Source organism: Mycolicibacterium boenickei, assembly GCF_010731295.1.
Taxonomy (GTDB): domain Bacteria; phylum Actinomycetota; class Actinomycetes; order Mycobacteriales; family Mycobacteriaceae; genus Mycobacterium; species Mycobacterium boenickei.
Genome location: NZ_AP022579.1, coordinates 1,402,371 through 1,422,865 on the forward strand (window position 1 = coordinate 1,402,371; position 20,495 = coordinate 1,422,865).

Consider the following 20,495-nt stretch of genomic DNA (forward strand, 5'->3'; position numbering starts at 1 on the left):
TCATCGCCGCCGTCTCGGCATTAGCGTGCACAACGTGAAATTGCGCATCGCCGTGAGCGTGCTTCTGCTGGCCGTCGTCGCGTTGCTGCTGAACGAACTTGTGGTCAACAAAGAGGTGCGAAAGGCCGAGCCTTTTGCCGGTGGGCACGTGCTGGAACTGGACGGCCCCGATCTCAACGTGCGCGAGTACGGGCCGCCGGGGGAGCGCGCCGTGGTGTTGCTGCACGGGTATTCGTCCTCGATCGAATGGTGGGAACGGGTCGCCCCGCAGCTGGTCCGCGATCAGCGTGTGATCGCGATCGATCTGGTCGGCCACGGCGGCTCGGAAGCGCCCAGCGATGCCAGTGCGTATCAATCGGCCGGACAGGCCAAGGCGGTGCACAACGCGCTCGTCGCGCTGGGTGTGCGTCACGCGGTGTTGATCGGGCATTCGATGGGCGGCGCGGTCTCGGCCGAGGTGGCCCGGCAGTATCCGGACCTGGTGGAGCGCGTGGTGGTCTCCGATACCCCGGCCGCCGACGACCTGGTCAGCATGCCGTTGCTCGGAAAGATGGTGTGCTGGCCGGTGATCGGTCCGGCGATGGATCTTTTCCGCGGAGTCGACGCGATCAGCGAGGGTTCCCTGCAGACCGGATTCGCCGCGGACTTCCCGGTGCCCGATTATGCGCACCGCTCGTTGGAGCGCCTCACCTACGCCGGCTTGTGCGACTCCGTCGAAGGGCCGCACCCAGTCGTGGAAACGCTTGTCGCACTGCATAAGCCGGTGCTGGTGCTGTGGGGAGACCAGGACGTGCTGACCCCGACGGCGCCCAATGTCGAGCGGTACACCGCGGCCGGGTTGCCGCTCGTGGTGATCAAGGGCGCGGGACACACGCCGATGGTCGAGCAGCCCGAGCAGTTCCTGGCCGCGGTGACGCCATTCGTCAGGATCCCAGTCCCCGCGAGATGACCAGCCGCTGAATCTGGTTGGTGCCCTCGAAGATCTGGGTGATCTTGGCTTCGCGCATGTAGCGCTCGACGCGGAAGTCGCGGGTGTAGCCGACGCCGCCGAACACCTGCACGGCGTCGGTGGTGACCTTCATCGCGGCGTCGGTGGCGATCAGCTTGGCGACGCTGGCCTGGGTCGAGTACGGCAGCCCGAGATCGCGGCGGCGCGCGGCGTCGAGATAGGTGGCCCGCGCGCTCACCACGGCGGCGGCCATGTCGGCCAGCAGGAACCCGAGCCCCTGGTGGTCGGCGATCTTGCGGCCGAACGTGGTGCGTTCGTTGGCATAGCGAACGGCTTCGTCCAGGGCGGCCTGGGCGATACCGACCGCCACGGCGGCGATGCCGAGCCGGCCGGAGTCAAGCGCGGAGAACGCGATCGAAAGGCCTTGTCCCTCTTGCCCGATCAGCCGGTCGGCGTCGAGGCGGGCATTGTCGTAGAACGCCGAGGTGGTGGGCACCGCGTGCAGGCCCATCTTCTCCTCGGGCTTGCCGAAGCTCAGCCCGTCGAGTCCGGCGGGGACCAGGAAGCACGAGATGCCCTTCGAGCCCTCACCGGTCCGGGCGAACAGGGTGTAGAAATCGGCTTTGCCGCCGTGGGTGATCCAGGCCTTGGAGCCGTTGAGGACGTAGGCGTCGCCGTCGCGGGTGGCCTTGCAGCTCAGCGCCGCGGCGTCGGATCCGGCCTGCGGCTCGGACAGGCTGTAGGCGCCGATCTGCTCACCGGAGAGCATGCCCGGCAGCCAGCGCTGCTTCTGCTCTTCGGTGCCGTAGGCCAGCAGGGGGTGCGAGGACAGGCTGTGGACGCTGACCGCGACCCCGACCGCGGCCCACCGCGCTGCGATCTCCTCGAGGACCTGCAGGTAGACTTCGTAGGGCTGGCCTGCGCCACCCCACTGTTCGGGCTGCGGCAGGCTCAGCAGCCCCGCGGCGCCGAGCTGGGCGAACACACCCTCGGGGTAGGTCTCGGCCTTCTCATGCTGGTCGACGATCGGATCGAGCACCTTGTCGGCGATGTCGCGGGTGAGCTCGATGAGTTCGCGCGCCTCATCGGAGGGGAGCAGGCGGTCAACAGGCATACTTGCACATCCTAGTTTTCCTGGCGGCAGGTCATGGGCTGGGGGTTTCTAGCAGCCCCGCGATGTCGGGGTCGAGCTGTTGCAGGGCGACGATGACCGCGACCCGGTAGTCACGTCCGATCTGCGAGCGCACGGTGGTCGTGCGGCCCCGTCGCTCGGGTGGGCGAATTTCTTCGATGCGCGCTTCGAGGGCGACGATGAGTACTTCGAACTCGGTGATGAGCCCGGACAGAATGAGAATCTCCGGATCGAGCACTGCTTCGATCAGGATCGCGGTGCGGGCGATCTGGTCGATGACATCGCTGATGATCTTCTGGGAGTGCGGGTTTCGGGCTGTCTCCTGGGCCACCGCGTCGAGGTCGATCTCCTTGAGCGCCATCCCCTCGGTGTGCGGCGCGACCGATTGCATGGCGTGCAGGGACATACCGGCGTTGACGCAGCCGATGCGCCCGCATGCGCATTTCGCTTGGCTGCCGGCGACGGGCATGTGTCCGATAGCGCCGGCAACACCGCTGGCCCCTGGGTACGGACGTCCCCCGATGATCAGGCCGACGTTGAAGTGCCCACCGCAATTGAGCAGCACGGCCGAACGCACCTCTCTGGCCTGGCCGGCGATGGTCTCGGCCAGTGTCATTGCCTGGGTGGTGTCCTGCACGGCGGTCGGAATTCCGAGCGCGTGTGAGATCGGCTTGCCCAGCTCCACCTCGGACCAACCCAGCGCTTTCGATTCGACGACGAAACCGGTTGTGCTGTCGATGAATCCGGGGAGGCAGACACCGGCGGCGACGACTGAACTGTCCGTGGCTTCCTCGATCATCTGCTTGCCGATCCGAGTGATCGAGCGGATCACCGACGCGGGGGTGCGACCGGTTGTAGGTGTCTCGTCCTCGCGCGAGATGTTGCCGGTTGCGTCGGCCAGGGCGACGCGTGCTCGACGCTCGTCGATCCAGATGCCGAGCACCCGTCTTGCCTGGGGGTTGCAGCCCAGTAGTTTGCGCGGGCGGCCACGGTAGCCCGGTCCTTCGATGCGGGCATCCAGTTCGATGAGGGTCCCGTCCTCGATCAACTCGCCGACTATTGCGGTGATCGAGGGACGGCTCAGCCCGAGCCGATCGGCCAAGTCGGCCCGGGCCAGTGGGCCCTCGGTCCGAAGCAGGTGGACGACGCGTTGGCGATGCAACAGGTGCAACACCTGCTTCTCCTGCCGCGCCGATTCTGACCGTTTCAGCAGAACCTCCTTGACGGTCTCAACAATATGCTGCTATTAAGTTCGTCACAGAAATTAAATAGGCCTAGGGCATCGGAGCCGCGCCATGACTGCTGTCAATCCGCTCATCAATCCGCAGTTCACCTCCCCTCAATCGGGCGCTCCGGCAGGCCCGACCGCAACTCGCCGGATACTTCAAACTACCGGCCGTATCGGTGCCTACAGCGGCATCGTGGTGACGGGATGGCTGGTCGCCGCGCTCGCGTCCGGCTACGGCGTCGCGGCGGCGGACACCACAGGGACGTCCTCGTCGGAGTCGTCCACCTCGAGTCCGGCGAGTACGTCGTCCGGTGACACCACCACCGGTAGCCGGGGCGACAGCTCGGCAGCGAGCAAGGGCGGATCATCGGCCGACGGTCCCGGCAAGGGCTGGGCCAAGAGGTCGCCCAAGCCGAAGCGGGCGGGCAAGACGTCATCGACCAAAGAGCTGGCACCCGGCGTGACGATCAGCAGCAATGGCGGTGTGCGCAATGTACCGACACAAGTGAATGTCGAAGACCCTGCACCACAACAGAAAACTGACAAACCCGCCGGCCTGGTCGAGGCGATCGACACGCAGTTGGATGGGCTGTCGTCAATTCCCGACAAGGTGAGGTCGACGATTGCTCATTTGTCGGACGGTGTCCAGAAGCCGGTATCGCCTCTGCCTGGCCTGCGGTTGCGCGACCTCGCGTCGCCGCGCGCATCGGAGGCGGTGTCCGATACCAAGGCGACTCTCGCCGCGGCGGACTCCGTGAGTATCGGCGCCACCCTTGAGCAGTCGGTCGGGCGGGTGGAGCAGGTCACCAGGAAGCTCACGGACAGGGTCAAAGGGCAGATCGCCGCTCCAGATGTGCTGACAACTGATGAGGCGGTATTCGATTCTGCCGCAGCCGATCTACGGACGGCTGCGAAGGCGACGGTCGCATCGGCCGCCGTGCCGGCAGTCGAGGCCGCGGCTCCCGTCGAAGGGGTACTCGGTGTCCTGAACGGGATCGTCACCACGGCGCTCAATCCGTTCCTCGCGCCGGCTCCGGATTCGCCGGAACCGTTCACGCCAATGATGTGGGCGGCACTGGCGTGGGTGCGCCGCAACGCGTTCAACCAGGCGCCGACACTGCCGTCTGACCCGGTGACCACGGTGCAGACGGGCCAGACGGTGACCGGCAATCTCGGCGCGACGGATGCCGAAGGTGATGAACTGACCTACACGGTGACCGAGCAGCCGAAGTACGGGACGGTGACGATCGATCAGGAGACCGGCGAGTTCACCTACACCCCGAACGACATCGATTACGATGCGGCGCAGATGGATTCGTTCACGGTGTCGGTCACCGATGGCGATAGGATCAACCTGCTGAGTCTGTTCAAGCCGCGCACGGCGCAGAAGGACGTCGACGTGACTGTGCTCAGCCCCGAGGTGGAGCGCGTGATCCTGGACCTGCCCGACAGCATCACCAACCCGACGCGGCCGCGGTTCTCTGAAGACGGTGAGTCGATCTACTTCGGGGGGACACCCGCTGCCGGTGGTCGCGACGAGATCTACCAGATGAACATCGATGGCACCGGGCTGGAGTGCCTTACCTGTGGTGTCACCACGACCGTTACCGACGATCTGCAGAAACCATTGCCTTTCGAAGACGGCTCGGGCCGGGTGCTGATCCGCGTTACGTCGAGTACGGGGTCGTACACGTATGCGGTCCTGGAGGACGGTGTCAACGGACGGGAGTTGGTGCCGCTCACCACGCCGGACAGCCCGACGTACGTCGTCGACAGGCAGCGCGAGATGAAGATCTCGCCGGACGGCACCCACGTGTTGTTCAGTCGGCTCGAGTTGGGCACCAACGGCTACGTCGCGATCGTCCCGGTGGTCGGCAAGCTCGTCCGCACAGAGGCCGGGTATGAGATCGAGGATGCTCGTGTGGTCGCCCCCTATGGCGAGGGCAAGTCTTGGACGCCCGACGGCAAGAGCGTGATCATCATGGGCGGCCAGTACGACGCGGGCAACGTCGATGCCATCAAGGTCGATCTCGCCACCGGGAACATCACCCGCGAGACAGCCGGTCTCGACTACGAGGAGAACGTCTTCGAATCGCCGAACGAGCAGTGGATCGTCACCGGAAGTACGCGCGGCCTCGATGCGCTGACGCCCATGTCGCGGATCCAGCGACCGGCATTTCTGCCCGCCTACATCGTGGGGCCGGTCTACAACGCCTATGCATCCCCGGTCAATGTGTCCAACCAGGCCTGGGTGGTCGCGATCGACGACGAGCTGGAGCGTGAAGACGGGTTGCCGTTGATTGTCGAAGGTGACGGGTACGCCGGTCAGAGCATGCCCGGATGGAATCCGGACGGCAGCGCGGTCGCATTCTGGGAACAGAGCAAGGACGACCCGACGGATACGCGGTTGGTCATCGCCAACCTGAAGTACACGACGAGCGTCGGCCCGCTCGAGGGCGACAACTCAACTCCGGAAATGTCGTCCACACTGCCCAAGCTGAGCACGTACGTTCCCAGCGCACCGGAGCTTCCGCCGACCGGTACCTACGCCGGCGCGGGTGGCGGCACCGCCGTGGTGAGCGAGGCCGCGGACCAGACCAACCCGGGACACACGATCCGCACCGTCACCTACACCGACTACGTCAACGAGGACGGAATGATCCTCAACGGCACCGAGTCGACTGACTCGACTGCCAATCAGATGTACATCCACTACGCCGCCGACATCACGGTCACGGGTACGCACACCGGCTACCTCAAAGGTGATGCCACCATCACCAACCGGCAGACCTACAGCGGCTACATCACCTCTGATGTGGACGGCGATGTGCAGAGCATCCTGGATCAGGACGCGATCGAGGACGCCCAGCAGAACGCGTAACGGCCCACGCCGCATCCTCCAAGTCGACCACTCCGACCGGATTCCACCGCCGATCTGTGTCGGAGTGGTTGGCGTGCAACGGATTCGGCCCGCTTCGCGCACTCCCATATGAAACCGTCCCAATTCTGTCAATCGTCTTCCGATCGGTCAGAAAAGTGCTGTTATTAAATTCGTCAACCCAATTAAACCTGCCCGCAGGGCAACTGGAGTCACGCTATGACTGTTGTCAATCCGCTCTTCAATCCGCAACACACTGCCCCGCCATCTCGCCGGACACTCCAGACCACGGGGCGTATCGGTGCCTACAGCGGCATCGTGGTTACGGGATGGCTGGTCGCCGCACTCGCGTCCGGCCACGGTGTCGCCGCGGCCGACCCGACCGGAACATCCTCCTCGGACTCGTCGACGTCGGCCTCCGCGAGCTCGGCATCAGGTGAGACCTCGACGGGGCCGACATCTGCCGGGGCCTCGGGTGAGAGCTCGCCGGGCCAGAGCGGAACATCGGCCAATGGCCCCGGCAAGGGCTGGGCCAAGAAGTTGCCCAAGCCGAAGCGGTCGGGCAAGACGTCATCGACCAAAGAGCTGGCACCCGGCGTGACGATCAGCAGCAGCGGTGGGGCACAGAAGGAACCGGGCCGGCCCGACGGCCTCGCCGGAGCGATCGATGCGCATCTGGCGTCGTTGTCGTCGATACCGGACAAGGTGCGGGAGAGCGTGCTGACCCGCAATAACGGCACGGAGAAGCCGGAGTTGTCACTGCCGACGCTCTCGCTACCGGAAATCTCGTTGCCCGACATCGCGTCGCCACGGACCGTGGATGCCGTGGCGGACGCCGATTCGAAGACCGCGGCTCCGGTCGGGCCGGTCGAGCTCAGCGCCACCCTCGAGCGGTCACTGGCGAAAGCCAAGGAGGTCACCGACCGGGTCGAGCAGGTCACCGGGACGATCGGTGATCGGGTGACCGAGAAGATCTCCGAGAAGTTCAGCGATGCGGGTCTCGCAGCGGCGACTAACGATGCCGAGTCCGTGATCACCTCTGCCGCGGTTGATGTGCGTACCACGGCCGGCGCGATCGCCACCCCCGCAGCGCAGGCCGAGAACCCGGCCGAAGGCGTCATGGGTGTGTTGAACGGGATCGTCACCACGGTGCTCAATCCGTTCCTCGCCCCCGCTCCGGATTCGCCGGAACCGTTCACGCCGATCATGTGGGCGGCACTGGCGTGGGTCCGTCGTAACGCGTTCAACCAGGCGCCGGTGGTCAGCAGCCCGACCACCACGGTGCAGACCGGCCAGACCGTGACCGGCAATATCGGGGTGACCGACGCCGAGGGTGATGAGTTGACCTACACGGTGACCGAGGCGCCGAAGTACGGGACGGTCACCATCAACCAGGAGACCGGTGAGTTCACCTACACGCCGGACGACATCGATTACGATGCGGCACAGGTGGATTCGTTCACGGTGTCAGTGACCGACGGTGACAAGGTCAACCTGTTGGCACTCTTCAAGCCCCGCACCGCCCAGAACGACATCGATGTCACGGTGCTCAGCCCCACTGTGGAGCGGGTCATCCTGGACCTGCCGGACGGCATCACCAACCCGAACACTCCGCGCTTCGCCGACGACGGAAAATCCCTCTATTTCTCCGCCACACCAACGGCCGGCGGTCGCGAGGAGATCTATCGGATCAGTGTCGACGGCTCGACTGTCGAATGCATCACCTGCGGCGTGTCCACGGACATCACTGCAGGGCTGGGCAGAGTCGATCCGTTCGACGACGGGACGGGGCGGCTGATGATCCAAGTCAGGACCAGCCCGAACTCCTATGTCGTGTACGAAGAGACCGCAGAAGGCAAACAACTGGTTCCGGTCATCACGCCACCTTCCGGTGCACGTGCCATCGATCCGCAACGTGAGATGAGAATCTCGCCTGACGGTACGCATGTGTTGTTCAGTCAGATCCAGATGACCTCGACGGGTCTCATCACGGCGGTGCCGGTGGTCGGCCGGTTGGAGCGTACTGACGCCGGATATGAAATCGCCGACGCCCGTGTGGTTTACCCCGTCGGCGAGGGCAAGCAGTGGACCCCGGACGGTAAGGGCGTGATCATCCTCGGCGGCCGCTACGAGGCAGGCAATGTCGATGACATCGTGGTCGACCTGGAGACCGGCGAGGTCACCCGGCTGACCGGCAACCTCGACTACGACGAGGACATCGACATGTCTCCCAACGGCCAGTGGATCGCGGTCGGCAGCACGCGTGGGTATGACGCGCTGACGCCGATGTCGCGGATCGTCCGTCCGGCCTTCCTGCCGGCGGACATCCAAGGTGTGGTGTACGAGAAGTACCGGGGAACCGGGGATTCGACAAATATCACGAACCAGGAATGGGTCATCGCAATCGAAGATGACCTCAAGGGCGAGAACGGGATTCCGGTGTTCGTCGACGGCGACGGGTACACCGCCCGGAGCATGGCGAGCTGGAACAACACCGGAGATGCGGTGGCGTTCTGGGAAGCCAGCGGCGCTGATGCGACAGACACCCGGTTGGTCATCGCCAAGCTGAACTACACCACCAGCGTCGGTCCGGTGGAGGGTGATCGCACCACCCCGGATCCGACCTGGGCGCCCGAACTCAAGACGTACGTGCCGAGCACGGCGCCGCTGCCGCCGACCGGAACGTACGCCGGTGCCGGTGGCGGCACCGCGGTGGTCACCGAGACCACCGATTCGGCGACGGGGCACATCGTCCGCACCGTCACCTACACCGATTACGTCAACGAAGAGGGGATGATCCTCAACGGCACCGAATCGACGGACACCACCGCCAGCCAGTCCAGCATCCACTATGTCGCCGACATCACCGTCACGGGTACGCACACCGGCTACCTCGACGCCGATGCCACCATCAACAAGCTGCAGCGGACGATGACCGGCCACATCACCTCTGATCTCGACGGCGACGTGCAGAGCGTCAACGACCAGGACAGGATCGACGAGGACAGGGAGAACATGTAGTCGCTGGACAGCCCAGCAACCCAACCGCTCCGACCCGCTCACTCCCGGTGAGTGTGTCGGAGCGGTTGGCGTTCAACGCATCCGAGCGATGATCTGGATCTCGACCAGCGCGCCCGGGACGGCCAGCTCGGTGACGCCGACGGCGGTCCAGGCTGGATATGGAGCCGTGACGAACTCATCCTTCACCTCGCCGAACACCTGCACATGTTGCTGCAGGCCGACGTGGTAGCTGGTGATGTCGGTGACGTCGGCGAAGGTCAGGCCTGCCTCGGCGAGCAGCCCGCGCAGGTTCTCGAAGGCCTGAGTGAACTGCTCGCGTGGATCCTCTGCGACGCTCATGTCGGGGCGGATGCCGATCATTCCCGAGCAGCGCAAGTGGTCGCCGTCGATCACCGCGGGCGCGAAGTGGTGGGTGTCGTACATCGGCTGCATCCACTGCGGGACAACTATTTTCATGCCTGGCTCCTGGTTCAGCGCAGCTGCGCGAAGTACTCGGGGTGGTAGGGCTCGCCCGGCGTCAGCGAGGGGTCGTTGAGTGCACTCACGTCGTGGGCGAAATCCGGCCTCGCGTCGGGCACCGGCCGGTAGAACAGCTGATCGCCGAAGAACCGGAACACCAGGGTATGGCGGTCGGGGCAGTCGGGGGTGACCGGGGCGCCGCCATGCAGGGAACCGGAGTGGAATACGAGTGCGTCGCCGGGTTCCAGATCCCAGGAGATGACGTCCCAGGACGTCGGGTCCTTCGCGCGGTCGCCTTCGATGTCGGGCAGTCGCGGCCAATCTGAGTCAGGCCACAAGGGTTTGGTGGGATCGGTCGGATCGGTGTAGGTGGTGCCGTCGTACTGGATGCCGGCGTGCGATCCGCGGACGAATTCCAGCGCGTTGTACCGCGGCAACGTCTCGAAGCTGACCCAGATGTTGAGCAGGTGCGGCCCGTTGGCGGGCATGTAGGCGGTGTCCTGATGCCAGGGTGAGCGGCCGGCCTTGCCGCCCTTCTTGATGAACAGTTCCTCGCCCAGGAACCACACGTGCTCCGAATCCCATAGGGAGGCAGCGAAGTCCGCGAGTTCGAGTTCCTTGATCAAACCGAGGTACTGCTCGATGTTCTCCGGGTTGCCGTACTCGTTGAAGTGCTCGTCGGGGGTGCCCGGGTATACCCGTTTGGCGCCCGGGCTCGGATGCTCGATGCCGTAGTCGAAGGCCTCGCGGACCCGGGCGAGTTGTTCGGGGCTGAAGAGACCACGGACGACGATGGCGCCGTCGGCAGCCAGGTCTCGCTTCATCTGGTCGGTTACCTGCATGATCGCTACCTCATAACAGTTGTGATGTACATAACGAGTGTTATGCTGCTCACGTTCGGACCGGCTGTCAAGACCTGGAGCGTGGATATGTCCGTCAGCAGTACCGCATCGACCCGGCAGGGCGAGGTGGTCGACGCGGCGATCCGCGTCATCGCCAGGGACGGCCTGTCGGCGGCGTCGTTGCGGTCCATCGCGCGCGAAATCGGTTACACCACAGGCGTCGTCATGCACTACTTCAAGGACAAGCAGGAGCTGCTGGTGGCCGCGGCCCAAGCGGTGTTCGATCCGTTCGACGCCCTGCTGGCCGCGGTGGCCCCCGATGGATTCGACGGTCTGCGCAGACTGTGCGTCGTTCCGCTACCCACCACCCAGGCCAACGAGGCGCTGTGGCGCATCTATGCCCAGGCACTGGCCAGCAGCGAAACCGAGCCGGCCTTCGCCGCGACAGTCCGCAGCCGCTACGGTGCGATCCGCGCGCGGGTGCAGGCACTGCTGGCCGAGGGGCAGCACGAGGGATACCTGCGCAACGATTTCGATCCGGCCGCGCAGTGCGACATCCTCTGCGCCCTGATCGACGGCCTGGCCCTGCACGCCATCAGCGAGCCGGGCAGATTCCCGCCCGGTCGGCTGGAGGCATTGGTGACCCAGGAGCTCGAGAAGCTGCGGACCTGACCGAGGACCGACGCGAAAGCCCCCATTTCCCGAAGGAATTGGGGGCTTTGGCGTCTGCTGGGCAGAGAACCTAGACGTGCTCCGCCACGGGCAGTGCCGCGAGGATGTCGTTGACGCGGTCGCGGGCGTCGCCGAACAGCATCTGGGTGTTCTCCCGGAAGAACAGCGGGTTCTGCACGCCGGCGTAACCGGAGGCCATGGACCGCTTGAACACGATGACGTGGTCGGCGTTCCACACCGTGAGCACCGGCATGCCGGCGATCGGGCTGCCCGGATCCTCGGCGGCGGCCGGGTTGACGGTGTCGTTGGCGCCGATCACGAGCACGACGGAGGTGCCGTCGAAGTCGTCGTTGATCTCGTCCATTTCGAGCACGATGTCGTAGGGCACCTTGGCCTCGGCCAGCAGCACGTTCATGTGGCCGGGCAGGCGTCCGGCGACCGGGTGGATGCCGAAGCGGACGTTGACGCCGCGCTCACGCAGCTTGCGGGTCAGGTCGGCCACACCGTACTGGGCCTGGGCCACGGCCATGCCGTAGCCGGGCGTGATGATCACGGAGTCGGCGTGGGCGAGCAGTTCGGCTGCACCCTCGGCGTTGATCTCGCGGTGCTCGCCGTAGTCCTTGTCCTCGGCGGGCCCGGCCTCGATGCCGAAACCACCGGCGATCACGGAGATGAACGACCGGTTCATGGCCTTGCACATGATGTAGGACAGGTAGGCACCGGAGGAGCCGACGAGGGCGCCGGTGATGATCAGCAGGTCGTTGCCGAGCAGGAAGCCGGAGGCGGCTGCGGCCCAACCGGAGTAGCTGTTGAGCATCGACACCACGACGGGCATGTCGCCGCCGCCGATCGAGGCGACCAGGTGCCAGCCCAGCAGCAGCGCGAGCACGGTCACCACGATGAGCAGCCACAGGTGCGGCTCGATGACGAACCACACGGTCAGTGCGGCGAAGACGATCAGCGCGCCGATGTTGAGGAAGTTCTTGCCGGGCAGCATCAGCGGCGCGGACTTGATGCGAGCCGAGAGCTTGAGGTTGGCCACGATCGAGCCGGTGAAGGTGACCGCACCGATGAACACACCGATGAACACCTCGGCCGAGTGGATGCCCAGCATCTTCTCGCCGACGAGCTTGACCGCTTCCTCGCCGCCGAGGTTGTTCTCGACGTGCAGGTAGCCGTTCCAGCCGACCAGCACGGCCGCCAGACCGACGAACGAGTGCAGCAGGGCGATCAGTTCGGGCATGCCGGTCATCTCGACGACCTTGGCGCGCCACAGGCCGATTGCGGCACCGACGATCATGGCGCCGATCAGCAGGGCCAGGCCCAGCGGCTCGATCTTGCGCTCGACAGCCAGGGCGATGGTGGCGATCAGGGCGATCGCCATGCCGGTGATGCCGAAGGTGTTACCGGCACGGGAGGTTTCGTGCTTGGACAGTCCGGCCAGGGCCAGGATGAACAGCAGGGCCGCGACGACGTAGGCCGCGGTGGCAACGTTTTCTAGGGTGAACATGGAATCCATTCCAAAGTCTCTGTGGGCACGCAGGTTCTAGCTGCGGGAGAACATCGCGAGCATGCGACGCGTCACCGCGAAGCCGCCGAATACGTTGATGCTGGCCAGCAGGATGGCGACGAAGGCCAGCGAGGTGATCGCGATGTCGCCGTGGCCGATCTGCAGCAGAGCGCCCACCACGATGATTCCGGAGATCGCGTTGGTCACCGACATCAGCGGGGTGTGCAGCGCGTGGTGCACATTGCCGATCACGTAGTAGCCGATCACGATCGCCAGCGCGAACACCGTCAGGTGGACCTGCAGCGCCGCCGGGGACATCGCGATCAGGGCGAAGATCGCGGCAGCCGCGGCGAACGTGACGCCGAGACGACGTCCGGTCGACATCGGCTTCTTCTCTTCCTTGACCACCGGCGCAGCCGCGGCGGGCTGAGCGGCCGGGGCAGCCGAGACCTGTACCGGCGGCGGGGGCCAGGTGGTCTCGCCGTCGCGCACCACGGTCATCGAGCGCTGCACCACGTCGTCCCAGTCGAGGACGACCTTGCCGTCCTTGTCCGGGGTCAGCAGCTTGAGCAGGTTGACCAGGTTGGTGCCGTACAGCTGGGAGGCCTGGGCGGGCAGGCGGCCGGCCAGGTCGGTGTAGCCGATGATCGTCACACCGTTGTCGGTGACGATGGCCTGGTCCTTGACGGTGCCCTCGACGTTGCCGCCGTTGGCCGCGGCCATGTCGACGATGACGCTGCCGGCCTTCATCGAGGCGACCATGTCACCGGTGATGATGCGCGGCGCGGGCTTACCCGGGATCAGCGCGGTGGTGATGATGATGTCGACGTCTTTGGCCAGTTCGGCGTACAACTCGGCCTCACGGGCCTTGTAGTCGTCGCCCATTTCCTTGGCGTAGCCGGTGGCCGACACTTCGCCGGCGTTGGGGTCGACGGACACGTACTCACCGCCGAGGGAGGCGACCTGGTCGGCGACCTCGGGGCGGGGATCGGTGGCCTTGACGACGGCGCCGAGCGATCCGGCCGCGCCGATGGCGGCCAGGCCGGCCACGCCGGCACCCACCACGAGCACCTTGGCCGGGGGCACCTTGCCCGCCGCGGTGACCTGACCGGTGAAGAACCGGCCGAAGCTGTGGGCGGCCTCGACCACGGCGCGGTAGCCGGCGATGTTGGCCATCGAGGACAGCACGTCGAGCGACTGGGCGCGCGAGATACGCGGCACCGCGTCCATCGCCAGCACCGTGATGGGCCGGGTGGACAGCTTCTCCACGAGTTCCGGCTTGAGCGCGGGTGAGATCAAGCTCACTAGCGTCGCTCCGTCGCGCAGCTTGCCGATCTCGGCATCATCAGGCGCGTTGACCTTCAAGACGACGTCGGCGTCCCACGGCGAGCCGACCTCGGCACCAGCCTCTACGTAGGCGGCGTCGGAGAAGCTCGAGGCAGCACCGGCGCCGCTTTCTACGACAACCTCGTACCCGAGCTTGATAATCTGTCCGACAGTCTGCGGCGTGGCGGCAACGCGCGTTTCCCCAGGTAGGGACTCGCGCGGGATCCCGATGAGCATCGACTCTGCTCCGTTTCTTTCTGGTAGGCCTCTTCGTTCAGCCTGGAAGAGTGTCGCATTTGTGTTCAGATAACGCCCATGCCCCTTTTGGGGGATGTGTTCAACGGCCCAGCTCGGGTTACAGCCAGTCCCGGCGTTTGAACATCACATACAACAGGATCACGAGCACAACAATCAAAATGCTGCTGGCGATGAAGCCCACGACGGTGTTGATCCCGGGATACATGACGTTCTGGCCGTAGAAGCCCGTGATGGCGGTCGGCACCGCGATGATGGCGGCCCAGCCGCTGAGTTTTTTCATCACCGTGTTCAGCCGGGCGTCCTGCAGGGACAGGTTGGTCTCGAACACGGTGGTGACCATGTCGCGCAGGGACTCGGTCCACTCCGAGGCCCGCAGCACATGGTCGTACAGGTCGGCGTATAGCGGGTCGAGGGCCGGAGAGGTGGACGAGTCGAGCCTGCGGTGCTGGATGGTGCTGACCACCTCACGCATCGGCAGCACCACCCGGCGCAGCTCGACCAGGTCCTTGCGCAGCTGAAAGGTGCGCCGTTGGAGGCCGCGGCGTGGCCCACCGTCGGCGAACAACTCGTCTTCGAGCGATTCGATGGCTTCGTCGAGTGCCTCGACGGCCTCGAAGTGTCCGTCCACCACGACGTCGAGCAGGCCGTGCACCAGGGCGCCGACACCGTAGTTCTGACCGCCGAGGTCGTCGAAGCGTCGTGACACCTCGTCGATGTCGAACTCGGTGGTCGCACCGTTGACGCTGGGCAGCCGGACGGTGATCAGGCCATGCGGCAGGACGAACGCCGAGATGCGGTGTTTCACCAACAGCGAGGTGTCCGGTGGGGCGTCCTCACCCGGCGTCCGGGTGTCGACCGCGTACACCGTGAAGAACGTATGCGATTGGTACACCGAGGTTTTGGTGCGTTCCTTGGGGGCGACGGCGTCTTCGACCGCCCACATGTTGAGCCCGAGTTCCTGCGCCAGCTCGCGGAGCGCCTCGTGGTCGGGGTCGTAGATGTCGGCCCAGACCAAGGTGTCCTCTTCGGCCAGGCAGTCCGATATGTCCGTGAACGTGAAACCGTCGACCGGTTTGCCGGAGCGCCAGATCCGTCCCTGCACCTTCCTCACACGGATCAGTCAAGCACCGTGGGGACGCTGGCGGGGTAGCCACACGCGGGCTCGGTACTCTCGATGGGGACCTGCCGGATCTTGAACACGAGGCCCACACCCCCATGACGGATTCCCCACTCGACGGACTGATGGCGCGTGTCGGCGGTGTCAGCGGCATGATCTATTCGGCACTGCCGGTGACCGTGTACGCGACGGTCTCCGCGCTTTCGGGACGGGTCCCCGCGATCATCGCCGCGCTGGTGACCGCGGCCGCCGTGTTCGGCTGGCAGCTGTTGCGCCGCGAATCGGTCCGGCCCGCGGTGTGGGGATTCGTCGGGGTGGCGGGCTGCGCGCTGCTGGCCCTGTTCACCGGGCAGGCCAAAGACTTCTATCTACCGGGCATCTGGATGTCGCTGGCCTCGGCCATCGTGATGACCGGCTCGATCCTGGTCAGGCGTCCGCTGGTCGGCGTCATCTGGGCCTGGGCCACCGGTCGCGACAGCACCTGGCGTCAGGTCCCCGGGGTGCGGCTGGTCTTCAACATCGTCACCGCCGTCCTGGCGACCGTGTCGTGGTCGCGGTTCCTGGTGCAGAACTACCTCTACGACACGGGCCAGGACGGACTGCTCGCGGTCGCGCGGCTGGCGATGGGCTGGCCGTTGTTCGTCGTCACCACCACGCTGGTCCTGCTCAGTGCCCGGTATGCCATCCGGGCACTGCCACGCTCGGCGACCTGAGCGGCGTCGATCCTCAGCCGTTGCCGGGGATCAAGCCGTATTCGGCCAGCAGTTCACCGATCTCGTTGTCGGTGATCTTGCCGATCACGCGCTTGCGGATGATCTCCGGGACCGGCAGGTCGACCTCCTTGCCGTCCCGCAGATGCACCGTTCCGGAGATCAGCTTGCGGACGTCGTAGGTGGAGTTGAACACCTCGGGCACCCCGCGGTCGATGCCCAGCAGCTGATACGCCGCTTCCATCCCGGTGCGCACCGAGTACTCGGTGGTGAAGATGCAGTCGCGGGTGGTCTCGGCGAACTGACCGATGAACGCGAAGTTCACCGCGCCTTCCGGGACGACGGCGGGACGGTCGCCCGCCTGCCGCGGCATGAAGAACGACGTCACGTACGGCATCATCACGGGCACGGTCTTGGCGCCGTTGGCGGCCAGCTCAGGAATGTCGGATTCCGGCACGCCGAGGTGATACAGCCATTCCTGGGTGATCTCCTCGCCGGTGCACTCGCTCAGTGACTTCTTGACGTAGTCGCCCGGGGTGTCGACGAACAACCCGTACACCCACACCACGATCTGGTCGGACGGCTGCTGCTTGAAGTGCGGCTGCCGGTTGACGGTCCAGCTCATCAGCCACTTCGAGTCGCGGGCGGTCACGATGCCACCGGTAACCACCTTGCCGGAGAACGGATCCCGCTTACAGATCTTCTGGATGTATTCGGGGATGCGGTGATCCAGGGTGGTGACGGTCGCCGATTCCCATTTCGTCTCTGGGATGTGGGCGCCGAAGACATCGGGGCGTCCGAACGACGGATCCTTCGCCGCGATCCGGCGCCACAGGTCCCACGCCGGCGCGGGCCCGGTGTTGAGTTTGGCCGGTGTGTGGTGGTCACCGTCGTCGGAGTTCTCGGTCAGCGAGCCGATGGTGGTGAGCACCAGGTCGTTCGGGCCGAGGTCGACCCCACCCGGCTGACCGTCCTTGATCCAGTGAATCCTGGTGGCCTGCTTGCGGTCCGCGGTGATGTCGAAGTCGATGTCGGTGACCTCGGTATCGAAGTGGAAGGTCACCCCCTGCTCCAGCAGCCATTTGTACATCGGCAGGACGAGCGACTCGTACTGGTTGTACTTGGTGAACTTCAGCGCCGACAGATCCGGCAGGCCCTTGATGTGGTGGATGAAGCGGTGGATGTACAGCTTCATCTCCAGCGCGCTGTGCCACTCTTCGAACGCGAACATGGTGCGCCAGTACAGCCAGAAGTTGCTGTCCAGGAAGTCTTTACCGAAGACCTCGTTGATGCGCTTGTTCTCCAGCTCTTCGCGGGTCGCGAGGAACACCTTGACGATGTCCTTCTGCGCCTTGGCGTTGAGCGCGAACTTGTTGTCGGTGTGGGCATCCTGGCCGCGGTTCTCGGTGGCCCGGCACAGGCTGTAGTTCGGATCGTCCTTGTTGAGCCAGTAGAACTCGTCGAGCACGCTGGCGCCCTCGATCTCGAGCGAGGGGATGGTCCGGAACAGGTCCCACAGGCATTCCATGTGGTCTTCCATCTCGCGGCCACCGCGGATCACGAAGCCCTTCTCCGGCTCCTTGATGCCGTCGAGGGCGCCGCCGGGCAGCTTCAGCCGCTCGAGGATGGTGATCTTGTTGCCGGGGAGTTGTCCGTCGCGGATCATGAAGACCGCCGACGACATCGATGCCAAACCGGCGCCGACGAACCACGCGGTCTTGTCTTCTACGCCCTGCGGTTTGCGGGGGCGTGCGAATGCTTCGTAATTGCCACTGCTGTAATACATTTCGCCCACTTTCTGCTCAGTTGTACTTGTAGAAGCCCTCGCCGGTGGCGAGGCCCAACTTGCCTTTGTCGATGTAGTTCTCTTTGAGCCACGCAGCGAGCTTCTGAGCTTCGGCGTCTCCGTTGGCCATGATGTTGTACGGCGTCGTCAGGCCGATGATGTCGTAGATCTGGAACGGGCCGACCGGTGCGCCGGTGGCGATCCGCCAGGTGTCGTCGACCGCGCTGGGGTCGGCGTAGCCGCCCGCCGCGAGCTCGGCCGCGGCGTTGAGGAACGGCACCAGAAGTGAGTTGAGGACGTAGCCCGCCTTCTCCTTGTGCAGTTCGACCGGGACCATCCCGATGGCCTTGGCGAACTCGACCACCGCGGCGAACACGGCCGGGTCGGTGTCGGTGGTGCCCATGATCTCGGCGGTGTTGAACTGCCACACGCGGTTCGCGAAGTGCAGCGCCAGGAACTTGTCGGGCCTGCCGGTGGAATCCTTGAGATCACTGGGCAGCAGCGTCGAGGAGTTGGTGGCGAAGATGGTCTTGGCCGGCGCGAGCGTGGCCAGCTTCTGATAGGTCTCCCGCTTGAGATCGAGGATCTCGGGGATCGCCTCGATGACCAGGTCGGCGTCGGCCACGGCCGCGGCGAGATCGGAGGTCAGCGTGAGCCGGCTCAACGCATCCTGGGCCTTGCCGTCGCGGGCGTCGGGCACCTCGTTGGCGTAGGTTTCGGCCAGCTTGTCGAACCGACCCTTGGCCGCCTCGAGGACTTTGTCGTTGATGTCGTAGGCCGTGACGGTGAAGCCTTTGAACGCGGATTGGAACGCGATCTGGGAACCGAGCACGCCGGTTCCGAGCACGGTCACCTTCTTGATGGAGTTGGTCACGATGGTTCTCCTTCTCGTGGTGTTGTGGCTGCCAGGAACCCCAGCACGATCTGGTTGATCTGCTGGAGCAGTTCGTGAGCACCGTCGGCGCCCCACTTCACGCCGGTAGAGGGTTGGGCCACCAAGAGATGCAGGGCCGCGAAGACACTTCTGGCGGCGCGGTCCGCGTTGGCCTGCAACTCGGTGTCGGTGGTCGGATCGGCCGAGCGGCAGCGCAGCAGGCGCGCGGCGATCGCATCTTCGAGGCGTTTGACGTGGTCGAGGCCCTCGGCGCGGAAACGTTCGGTGGGAGACCCGAACAGCAGCTCGCGTTGGTAGGCCGTCGCGTTGTCCGGCTGACGTGCGGCCTCGGTGATGACGGGCGCCACCATCGCGAACACCGCCGCGCTCGGGTCGTCGATATCGGCCGCGTTGCGCATGCCGGTCTCGATCGCCTGCCGGAACTGGTCGTTGTAGACCATCAGCAGCAGTTCGGCTTTCGATGAGGCGTAGCGGAACAGGGTCCCGGCCGCGACATCGGCGGCCTCGGCGATCTGGGCCACGGTGACGGGCTCGAACCCGTGCGCGTCGAACAGTGAACTCGCCGCGGCGAAGATCCGCTGTTGCTTGTCCTGCATGTTGCGCGTCCGACGGCCGGTCATGATCACCTCACTAATGAGTACGCTCATTAATGAACGTACTCATTTACATCGGACGGTGTCAACCCGGGGCGGCAAATAAACTCATCTCGATTTCAGACCTTCACCCGGCCCCCGGTCGCCGGTACCAATACCCGGGTGAACGGAACGCTGCCCGGTTGCTGTCGTCGCTGAAGCCAATCGCCACCTCCTGCCTTCAGCAACAGAAAGCTGCCCACAGTGTCTGTGTTCGTCGACATCGTTCCCCCTGAGGCCGAAACCGGCCCCCCACGTCCTGCCGCCGCGTCCAACCGATGGCGGGCCCTGCTCACCCGCTCCGCGTTGCCGCTGCTGTCGGTCGTGGTGTTCTTCGCGGTGTGGCAGGCCGTGGCCTGGGCCGGGATCTGGAATCAGACGTTCGTGCCGTACCCGTCGACGGTCTGGCGCGCGTTCATCGACGTCTCCACCACCCATGACGGGGCCCGCGGTTACGCGGGATACCTGCTCTACGAGCACCTCTATATGACGCTGCGCCGCGTGCTGGCCGGTGTCGTCATCGGTGTGGTGGTCGGCGTCGGACTCGGCCTGCTCATGGGGTCCGTCGGCTGGCTGCGCAGCGTCCTCGAACCATGGCTGACGTTCCTGCGCGCCCTGCCGCCGCTGGCCTACTTCTTCCTGCTGGTGATCTGGCTCGGCATCGACGAAGCACCCAAGATCACGCTGCTCGCCCTGGCCGCACTGCCGCCGGCCGCGGTGGCCACCACGGCCGCCGTCGTCGCCGCACCGGTCGGGCTGCAGGAAGCGGCCCGGGCGCTGGGGGCAACCCGCGCGCAGGTCATCCGTGACGTCGTGGTGCCGTCGGCGCTGCCGGAAACCTTCACCGGCATCCGGCTGGCCGTCGGGATGGCGTACTCGTCGGTGGTGGCCGCCGAACTGTTCAACGGCATCCCCGGTATCGGCGGATTGGTCAAGGACGCAAGCAATTACAACAACACGCCGGTCGTGCTGGTCGGGATCTTCGCCATCGGGATCTCGGGTCTGGTGATCGACGGAGGTTTGCGGGCTGTGGAGCGACGGGCTGTGCCATGGAGAGGAAAGATTTGACGTCCTCACGGG

General features: G+C 65.3%; 16 protein-coding genes. 6 read left to right on the forward strand and 10 right to left on the reverse strand.

Annotation, left to right across the window (positions count from 1 at the left end):
• Window positions 1-34 precede the first annotated feature (34 nt).
• Window positions 35-949 carry an alpha/beta fold hydrolase gene (locus tag G6N57_RS06540; RefSeq protein WP_077741801.1) on the forward strand — a complete coding sequence of 305 codons (915 nt, stop codon included), beginning with the start codon at window positions 35-37 and terminating at the stop codon, window positions 947-949.
• On the opposite strand, the gene G6N57_RS06545 is transcribed toward G6N57_RS06540, so the two are convergent.
• On the reverse strand, window positions 924-2,063 hold the full coding sequence (locus tag G6N57_RS06545; protein WP_077739773.1) for an acyl-CoA dehydrogenase family protein: 1,140 nt from the start codon (window positions 2,061-2,063) through the stop codon (window positions 924-926). The genes G6N57_RS06540 and G6N57_RS06545 overlap by 26 nt on opposite strands.
• Before the next feature lie 31 nt (window positions 2,064-2,094).
• Window positions 2,095-3,255, reverse strand: coding sequence for an ROK family transcriptional regulator (locus G6N57_RS06550; protein ID WP_077739774.1), 1,161 nt, complete (start codon window positions 3,253-3,255; stop codon window positions 2,095-2,097).
• A gap of 121 nt (window positions 3,256-3,376) precedes the next feature.
• Between G6N57_RS06550 and G6N57_RS06555 the strand changes: the two genes are divergently transcribed.
• Window positions 3,377-6,190, forward strand: coding sequence for a cadherin-like domain-containing protein (locus G6N57_RS06555; RefSeq protein WP_165777808.1), 2,814 nt, complete (start codon window positions 3,377-3,379; stop codon window positions 6,188-6,190).
• Window positions 6,191-6,406: 216 nt separating this feature from the next.
• A complete protein-coding gene (locus G6N57_RS06560; RefSeq protein ID WP_077739776.1) occupies window positions 6,407-9,208 on the forward strand; it encodes a cadherin-like domain-containing protein in 2,802 nt (933 codons plus the stop codon).
• A gap of 72 nt (window positions 9,209-9,280) precedes the next feature.
• On the opposite strand, the gene G6N57_RS06565 is transcribed toward G6N57_RS06560, so the two are convergent.
• On the reverse strand, window positions 9,281-9,664 hold the full coding sequence (locus tag G6N57_RS06565) for a RidA family protein (RefSeq protein WP_077739777.1): 384 nt from the start codon (window positions 9,662-9,664) through the stop codon (window positions 9,281-9,283).
• Between the two features lie 14 nt (window positions 9,665-9,678).
• Window positions 9,679-10,509, reverse strand: coding sequence for a phytanoyl-CoA dioxygenase family protein (locus G6N57_RS06570; RefSeq protein ID WP_077739778.1), 831 nt, complete (start codon window positions 10,507-10,509; stop codon window positions 9,679-9,681).
• An 87-nt stretch (window positions 10,510-10,596) separates the two neighbouring features.
• Here G6N57_RS06570 and G6N57_RS06575 point away from each other — a divergent pair, with 87 nt between their 5' ends.
• On the forward strand, window positions 10,597-11,181 hold the full coding sequence (locus tag G6N57_RS06575; RefSeq protein WP_162563928.1) for a TetR/AcrR family transcriptional regulator: 585 nt from the start codon (window positions 10,597-10,599) through the stop codon (window positions 11,179-11,181).
• 70 nt (window positions 11,182-11,251) lie between these two features.
• Here G6N57_RS06575 and pntB read toward each other — a convergent pair whose 3' ends face one another.
• From pntB to G6N57_RS06590, 3 genes are all read right to left on the reverse strand, one after another.
• Window positions 11,252-12,691 (reverse strand): Re/Si-specific NAD(P)(+) transhydrogenase subunit beta, encoded by a 1,440-nt coding sequence (pntB, locus tag G6N57_RS06580; protein ID WP_036446145.1) that lies wholly within the window; start codon window positions 12,689-12,691, stop codon window positions 11,252-11,254.
• Between the two features lie 36 nt (window positions 12,692-12,727).
• On the reverse strand, window positions 12,728-14,254 hold the full coding sequence (locus tag G6N57_RS06585) for a Re/Si-specific NAD(P)(+) transhydrogenase subunit alpha (RefSeq protein WP_077739780.1): 1,527 nt from the start codon (window positions 14,252-14,254) through the stop codon (window positions 12,728-12,730).
• Between the two features lie 118 nt (window positions 14,255-14,372).
• Window positions 14,373-15,386: a magnesium transporter CorA family protein gene (locus G6N57_RS06590; RefSeq protein WP_077739781.1), complete on the reverse strand. Its 1,014-nt coding sequence runs from the start codon at window positions 15,384-15,386 to the stop codon at window positions 14,373-14,375.
• A 104-nt stretch (window positions 15,387-15,490) separates the two neighbouring features.
• On the opposite strand from G6N57_RS06590, the gene G6N57_RS06595 reads away from it, so the two are divergent.
• Window positions 15,491-16,105, forward strand: coding sequence for a DUF3159 domain-containing protein (locus G6N57_RS06595; protein ID WP_077739782.1), 615 nt, complete (start codon window positions 15,491-15,493; stop codon window positions 16,103-16,105).
• A gap of 13 nt (window positions 16,106-16,118) precedes the next feature.
• Here G6N57_RS06595 and G6N57_RS06600 read toward each other — a convergent pair whose 3' ends face one another.
• The 3 genes from G6N57_RS06600 to G6N57_RS06610 are packed head-to-tail and all read right to left on the reverse strand — an operon-like array spanning window position 16,119 to window position 19,403.
• Window positions 16,119-17,888, reverse strand: a complete 1,770-nt coding sequence (locus G6N57_RS06600) for an oleate hydratase (RefSeq protein ID WP_077741803.1) — start codon at window positions 17,886-17,888, stop codon at window positions 16,119-16,121.
• A 16-nt stretch (window positions 17,889-17,904) separates the two neighbouring features.
• Window positions 17,905-18,762 carry a 3-hydroxyacyl-CoA dehydrogenase gene (locus tag G6N57_RS06605; protein WP_077739783.1) on the reverse strand — a complete coding sequence of 286 codons (858 nt, stop codon included), beginning with the start codon at window positions 18,760-18,762 and terminating at the stop codon, window positions 17,905-17,907.
• Window positions 18,759-19,403, reverse strand: a complete 645-nt coding sequence (locus tag G6N57_RS06610; protein ID WP_235652668.1) for a TetR/AcrR family transcriptional regulator — start codon at window positions 19,401-19,403, stop codon at window positions 18,759-18,761. The genes G6N57_RS06605 and G6N57_RS06610 overlap by 4 nt, the downstream gene beginning before the upstream one ends.
• A 216-nt stretch (window positions 19,404-19,619) precedes the next feature.
• On the opposite strand from G6N57_RS06610, the gene G6N57_RS06615 reads away from it, so the two are divergent.
• Window positions 19,620-20,483, forward strand: a complete 864-nt coding sequence (locus tag G6N57_RS06615) for an ABC transporter permease (protein WP_097926466.1) — start codon at window positions 19,620-19,622, stop codon at window positions 20,481-20,483.
• Window positions 20,484-20,495 lie beyond the last annotated feature (12 nt).